Origin of the sequence: Pedobacter aquatilis, from assembly GCF_030409415.1 — a bacterium.
GTDB lineage: Bacteria > Bacteroidota > Bacteroidia > Sphingobacteriales > Sphingobacteriaceae > Pedobacter > Pedobacter aquatilis.
The window spans coordinates 185616-192431 of the sequence record NZ_JAUFPW010000011.1; the positions used below are offsets into that span (position 1 = coordinate 185616).

The following is a 6816-nucleotide window of genomic DNA, read 5'->3' on the forward strand; positions in this document are numbered from 1 at the left end:
TTATTAAAGAACTAATTGCTGGTGCAATTTAATTAATGTTTCTTGGGCATCTGAACAAAAACCAGGATGTACTTTTGAGCATTGTACAACCGTACTTCTTGTAGCAGTTAACCAACGGAATCTCGATGCAATGTCATAGCAACCAATCGTTCCCGAACCTTCGCCACCTAAACTTATTTTTTGTAAGGCTAAAAGATTTTCTTTAATGTCTATAATATCGGTTTCCGGAGAAAATATCTTCAATTTTTCTTGATCAATTGTGAAAATACTTTTTAAGAATTTTTGTTTCGCACAATATAAAATGACACCCACATTCAAAAATTCTTCGCGTTCTACCCTGGGCATAACTCGAATAACGGCATACTCAAATAAGAATTTCTCTTGCATGCTGTGCTTCTTTTAAAAATATATCCGAATGAGCTAACCTAATTTCTAAAAACTTGGCATATGCTTGCCTATGTTCATCTTTTGTTTCAAAAACATTTTCTCCTTCTAACCATTCATCAGGTATAATTGAAACAATTTTCTGGAAATGTTCTGGCTTTATTATTGATTTGAATTCTCGATCAACTTCCTCTAAATTCTCGGCCCAAGGAAGTAATACATGGTCTTTAATGAGCACAAATGGTTTTTTTGCCTGCTCTTCCCAATTTTGCCAAGAGTGATGAAAATATAAAGAAGCACCATGATCTATCAACCACAATTCTTGGTGCCATAATAACATATTTGTATTACGGCAAGTTCTATCCATATTGGTTAAAAGAGAATCCAGCCAAACAATTTGCGAAGATAATTTAGCATCAACTTTAGTAACTGTTGGATCAAATGTTATTGCGCCAGAAAGGTAATGTAATGCTAAATTTAATCCAACACTTGCCTTTAATAAATCTTGAATTTCTTCATCGGGTTCAGTTCGACCAAACGCTTCATCCAAATTTGCAAAAACTAATTCGGGCATGTTGAAGCCTAAAATCCTCGCTATTTCACCACCAATTAACTCGGCAATTAAAGCCCTCGAACCTTGTCCTGCACCTTTAAATTTTAGTACATAGAGAAAATCATCATCAGCTTCTGCAATTGCCGGCATGGATCCGCCTTCTCGCAAAGGCGTTACATATCGAGTTACATTAACGCTTCTTAAATTAATATCATTCATAATTGAGATTCTAAGCTAATTAAATAGCATTAGCAAGCCTCAAATTTAAAAGAATTAAACTAAAAACAGATTAATGATTACTACCGTTTAGGGTTTTAGGAATTTATATGATTATGAAGAAAATCTGAACCTGCAGGCGTAATCGTTGCCGACCATTGTACAGCTTCTCTATTAATGCTAATGTACCCAAGAAATTCCAGTTCTTCGTACTGTTCATCCATACCTCCAAGAATTGATGAACTAACCTGTTGTTCGATAACCTCAAGTAGAGATTGTATTTCTGCTCTATCCATTATTTAAAGATTTGTTAATAAACATTTGATAATCAATAAAGTTTATACAAACATTTACCATAACGTTAAAGTTAATATAGCTTAAGTATTTACTATTTTATGGAAACGCATATTTATCATTTATTTGTATTGGCAATTCCTGTTGCATGCATTGCCTGGACAGTTACCAAAGAGGAAATTTTTAGAGAAGCAAGAGAATTTTGCGTTGACCGCTCAAAAAGCTGCAACAAACTGTATAAGAGAAAATTCTTTTACGTTTTTACGTGCGAGTATTGTTTTAGCCATTATGTAACCATATTGCTGCTAATAATTACAAAATTTACTTTATTATATGATGATTGGCGTGGCTATTTAATTTCGGGTTTCAGTATAATTTGGATTGCTAATGTTTATATGAGTTTGTATAATTTAATTAGAATTGACCTTAAAAAAGAAAAAATCAGAGCTGCAAAAGAAGAGTCTGAATTTAATGAAAAATAGGTTATTGCTTCTTTTTCAAGCAAAACATAATTTTGCCATTTAAGCAATAACATCAGCCCTGAGTAATAAAATTAAAAAAAATGTAAAGATAATCGTTAAAAAATTAGATAATATCATAACTAACTCTATCTTTGTCCTCGAGAGCGTTAATTTAGATGCGGGTATACGACGAAAGTTGTATGCCCGTTTTTTGTTTAGAACAACTTAAACAGCTTCTATTACTCGTTCAAGGCAGATTTTTAACCAGGTTGTATAGTTTGTTGGATTGTTTTTAATTTCGTTTTGAAGTTCAGCCAGACTTAAATAACGAAAACTTTCAACTTCAGTTTTGTTAATGATTGGAAGTTCATCAGATATTCCAAAAAATACATGGTCGAGTTCATGTTCAATTAAGCCATCTTCAAATTCACTTTTATAAATAAAGTTGAAACCATAACGTAAATCACATTGCATTCCCATCTCCTCTTTTAATCTTCTTATGGCAGCATCCAAATTACTTTCACCCCAACGTGGGTGGCTACAGCAAGTGTTTGTCCAAAGTCCAGAAGAATGGTATTTATCTTTAGCACGTTGTTGAAGAAGTAACTCATTCTTTGAGTTAAAAATAAAAACGGAAAAAGCACGGTGAAGAAGCCCCTTTACGTGAGCTTCCAACTTCTCCATTTTTCCTATTGGTATATCGAAGGTATCAACAAGTATAACTTCTTCTTCCATTAAATGAGATGTTTAAATTAGGGATATAAGGTTAATATTATATTGCATTTAACTTGTGCCTGATTACGCAATCGAACATTAATCCAATTTTACGTGGATTTGATATTCTTATTCTTTCGGTCATAATTTTTTCGGCTGTTAAACTCTTAATTTTCGAAAAAAGTTTCCTGTAATAGATGTAAGATAAATACACGCCTATTCTTGATGATTTCGGCAGCATTTTAATCCCAGCTAAAGCTTCATTAAATTCAATTTCAATTTCACGCTCGATTTCGCGTTTTTGGTTATCGCAAAATGCAGCCAAATTAACATTTGGAAAATAAGTTCTGTTTAGCCCATTGTGGTCATCTTTCAAATCGCGTAAAAAATTTACCTTTTGAAAAACAGAACCAAGTTTCATGGCGTAAGGCTTTAGTTGCTCGTATTCATTATTATCGCCATTAGTAAAAACCTTTAAACACATTAAGCCAACTACTTCTGCTGAGCCTAAAATATATTCATTATATAGTTCTGGAGTGTAAACATTTTCTTGTAAATCCATTCGCATGCTATTTAGAAAAAGAGATATTAATTCTTTATCAATGCCATATTGGTTCACAACTTTTTGAAATGAATTTAAAATCGGATTTAGGCTTATACCAAGTTCAATAGCCTCAAAAGTATCTGCTGAAAATTTATCCAGCAAAAACCTTTTATCATAATCGTGGAAACTATCTACAATTTCATCAGCTAAACGAACAAATCCGTAAATGCCATAAATTGGCATTCGGAGTTGATTATTAAGAAAATAAATGCCAAAAGAAAAACTTGTACTGTAGCTTCGGGTAGTGAGCTTGCTACATTTTGACGAAACCTGATCGAACATTAACTTCATATAGAGGAGAATTTTTATGTGTAAATAAGCTGTTTAAGATTCATTATTAATTGCACAAAAATTCTTTAAACAATTTTCAATAAAAATATCAATAATTTCCATTGAAGCTTTCAAAAAATTCTAAAATATTGAAGTTATTCAGTTTAAGCAACATTCCACAATTGTAAACCAATAAGTTCGAAATTGGTTTTTCAGGCAGCATAATTTATTACATATCTTTTAAATATTGGTATTTATCGAAAAATATAGTGAAAGTTTGTATCATTTTATAAAATCAATACTTTAAAATTCTACACCAACATAAGTTTATCCTTTACTGAAATATATTTTTACACTACGAATGGATTATTTTTTATTTTTAGTTAAGTATAAGTTAATTTGCGACTGTTTATGCCGATGCCAAATATTAAATTAAAATGTATTGTTGTTGAAGATGATCTTCTCGCTGTTGAGGGAATAAAAACATATATAAAATCGTTAAATAACCTACAATTAGTAGAAGTTTACACCGACCCATTGAAAGCGCTTAATGAAATAATTGCAGGGCCGGATGTAGATATTATATTTATGGATGTTGATATGCCTCTTATTTCAGGTATTGAATTATCTAAATCCATCAGACACAAAACGGATAAGCTTATATTTACAACTTCTCATAGCAAATACGCTTATGAAGCTTTTGAAATGTTAGCCAGTGCATATCTATTAAAACCATATACATTTGCTCGTTTTGCTGAAGCAATTTCACGGCTCTATCCATCAACCAATACAGTTCCTAATACCAATCACAAAATAGAAGAAGATTATTTCTTTATCAGAAATAAGAACGATAACAATAACCTGATAAAAGTTAGATACAACTCTATTATTGCGGTAGAGAGTTTACAAAACTATGTTAGAATATATACTCCAGATGAAAATATTGTAGCATATATTGGTTTATCTGAAATAAAATTAATTTTAAAGGAGAAACCTAATTTTTTACAAGCGCATCGGTCTTTCATAATTTCAAAAAATCACATTAAAAAATTAGAAGGCTATACCTTAAAAATGACGAATAATTTGCAAGTAAATTTAGGCAATAATTATCGCGAAGAAATATTGGCTTACATCAAAGAAAAGACAATTAAAACCGGGAGATCTTAAAATTAATGTCAGAAAATTCGCTCTACAAAAACCCATTTCTATGGAAATGGGTTGTTTCCAATAAGTATCATTTTATTTTTTGGACAGTATTTATATTTTATGAAATTGTTGTTGTTGGCCTTTATGCGGGTAAATTTGGTGCACCAGGAAGTTATATATTTCACTATATAATAAATATTGGAATATTTTACTGCCATGCCAATTTGGTGTTAAAATATGGCTTAGAAAATTTAAAATCGGCTATTTGGAAAGTGCCACTTTTTTTAATTTTAGAAACAATTGCTTTTTTATTAGTGATGTATGTTGCATACAACTATGTTAACAGATTTACACACATTATTATAAATAAGGAAATAGAAATAAACAGAACTTTTTTCTTGGGAGGATTAATCAGAGCACTTTATTTTATAGTATTCGGAACAGCCTATTATTTTTTGGTTACTTTTTTTAAAGAAAGGAAGAAAACTGAAAATCTGGAGCAGCAAAAGTTGCATAATATTATTCAACTCGCTAAATCAGAAAATGCATTTTTGAGAGCACAAATTCATCCCCATTTATTGTTTAACACTTTAGATTTTATTTATCAAAACGCAAAAGATAAAGCTCCTGTTGCGGCAGAAACAATTGTAGCATTATCAGAAATGATGCGGTATGCAGCAGATAGCAAGTATAAAGACGAATTTGTACTTCTTGGAGATGAAATTGAACAGGCAGAAAATTTAATTAATTTACATCAGCTAAGAAACAATCATACTTTACAAATAAGAATTTGGTATGATGATGAAGTTAAATCAGAGCAAATTATTCCAATGGTATTAACTACGCTTGTTGAAAATATATTTAAACACGGAGATTTATCTAAATCAGAGCAGGCGGGAGAAATATCAATAATTAAAAAAGAAAATAGCTTACAGTTAAAAACAAAAAATTTAATTAAACCCAAGTTACAGCAAGATAAACGCTCTGGAACTGGAATGGATAATATTACCAAGCGTTTACATTATACTTATGGTTTAAATGCAAATATCAAAAGCTACACCGATGATAATGAACACTTTAATATTGAAGTGACCATAAAAAAGTAGAAAATATAAAAAGATAATTCATAAATTAGCACCAACGATATTTAATTCTCACATGAAGGGGCTTAAATTTATGCAATCTTAATTCTTAACCAAAGATTGAATAATTGTAGAAAAACATAATTTAAATTAAAATCTCAAAAACCTCTTATATGCCGATTAATTGTATTGCGATAGATGATGATCCAAATTCAATAGAAAACCTTAATTCCTATTTGGTTAAAATTCCCGATTTGCAGCTTGTAAAAAGCTTTACAGACCCTGTACAAGCATTAACAGATATTTCTTCGGCAGAAACAGTCGATATTATTTTTATGGATATTGAAATGCCCGCTTTATCAGGGATAGAATTAGCCAAATTACTTAGGAAAAAAACTAAACATTTAATTTTTACTACAGCGCATCCAAGATATGCTTTGGATGCTTTTAATGTTGCCGCAGATGGATATTTACTTAAACCTTATTCATTAATTCATTTTTCTGAGGCAATAAATAACCTTTACCCTAACGAAAACCCAATAGGTGAAGAATTGCTTGAAGAATCATTTTCTGTACAGTTAAGAGAAAACACTTCTGAAGCAGTTGAAATTGTTTTTAATGAGCTTGTTATGTTTGAACAAATAAATGAAATGGTTTATTTCAGAACTATTAATGGAAATTACATGAGTTTTAAACTGAATTTTAGTAAAATTTTAGAATTGCTTCGTAAGCATCCAACCTTTATTCAGGTTAATTCATCGGCAATCATATCTAAATTACATATAAAAAGTTTTTTAGGCGACCAAATCGTGTTAAAAGGAGGACTTTCAACTTCTTTAGCAAGCAAATACAAAGAATCTTTTGTACTGTTTGTTAAGCAAAATCTTATGCAGCAAAACTAATTTTTATTCCATTAAAACCATAAAAAAAGGTACTGTTATAAATTCCAAATATTTAGACAAAAAAGTATTTTTGTATTCTAAAGAAGTTCAGCTACTGAACTATCTTGCGTAGTCTCGATTTTCGGATCGAGGCTACCACTTTTGTAGTTTTCAATAAATTCTGTGTTGTTTTTCCAAAGAGTATATATCA

General features: G+C 30.6%; 9 protein-coding genes. 4 read left to right on the forward strand and 5 right to left on the reverse strand.

What is annotated here, in order from left to right; translation table 11 throughout:
• Window positions 1–3 precede the first annotated feature (3 nt).
• The 3 genes from QWY86_RS03905 to QWY86_RS03915 form a co-directional block, all read right to left on the reverse strand.
• Window positions 4–387: a DUF3037 domain-containing protein gene (locus tag QWY86_RS03905; protein WP_290238979.1), complete on the reverse strand. Its 384-nt coding sequence runs from the start codon at window positions 385–387 to the stop codon at window positions 4–6.
• The gene (locus tag QWY86_RS03910; protein ID WP_290238980.1) at window positions 365–1156 is read right to left on the reverse strand and encodes a HipA family kinase; all 792 of its coding nucleotides are present in this window, start codon (window positions 1154–1156) and stop codon (window positions 365–367) included. Before QWY86_RS03910 ends, QWY86_RS03905 begins: the two co-directional genes overlap by 23 nt.
• A gap of 95 nt (window positions 1157–1251) precedes the next feature.
• Window positions 1252–1449 carry a hypothetical protein gene (locus tag QWY86_RS03915; protein WP_290238983.1) on the reverse strand — a complete coding sequence of 66 codons (198 nt, stop codon included), beginning with the start codon at window positions 1447–1449 and terminating at the stop codon, window positions 1252–1254.
• A gap of 99 nt (window positions 1450–1548) precedes the next feature.
• Between QWY86_RS03915 and QWY86_RS03920 the strand changes: the two genes are divergently transcribed.
• On the forward strand, window positions 1549–1929 hold the full coding sequence (locus tag QWY86_RS03920) for a hypothetical protein (protein ID WP_290238985.1): 381 nt from the start codon (window positions 1549–1551) through the stop codon (window positions 1927–1929).
• A gap of 204 nt (window positions 1930–2133) precedes the next feature.
• Here QWY86_RS03920 and idi read toward each other — a convergent pair whose 3' ends face one another.
• Window positions 2134–2643, reverse strand: coding sequence for an isopentenyl-diphosphate Delta-isomerase (gene idi / locus QWY86_RS03925; RefSeq protein ID WP_290238987.1), 510 nt, complete (start codon window positions 2641–2643; stop codon window positions 2134–2136).
• A 37-nt stretch (window positions 2644–2680) separates the two neighbouring features.
• Window positions 2681–3517 carry a phytoene/squalene synthase family protein gene (locus QWY86_RS03930; RefSeq protein ID WP_290238988.1) on the reverse strand — a complete coding sequence of 279 codons (837 nt, stop codon included), beginning with the start codon at window positions 3515–3517 and terminating at the stop codon, window positions 2681–2683.
• Between the two features lie 396 nt (window positions 3518–3913).
• Between QWY86_RS03930 and QWY86_RS03935 the strand changes: the two genes are divergently transcribed.
• From QWY86_RS03935 to QWY86_RS03945, 3 genes are all read left to right on the forward strand, one after another.
• Entirely contained in the window at window positions 3914–4663 is a 750-nt protein-coding gene (locus QWY86_RS03935) for a LytR/AlgR family response regulator transcription factor (RefSeq protein ID WP_290238991.1), read from the forward strand.
• Window positions 4664–4668: 5 nt separating this feature from the next.
• Window positions 4669–5748: a sensor histidine kinase gene (locus tag QWY86_RS03940; RefSeq protein ID WP_290238993.1), complete on the forward strand. Its 1080-nt coding sequence runs from the start codon at window positions 4669–4671 to the stop codon at window positions 5746–5748.
• A gap of 149 nt (window positions 5749–5897) precedes the next feature.
• Window positions 5898–6626, forward strand: a complete 729-nt coding sequence (locus QWY86_RS03945) for a LytR/AlgR family response regulator transcription factor (RefSeq protein ID WP_290238994.1) — start codon at window positions 5898–5900, stop codon at window positions 6624–6626.
• Window positions 6627–6816: the final 190 nt, after the last annotated feature.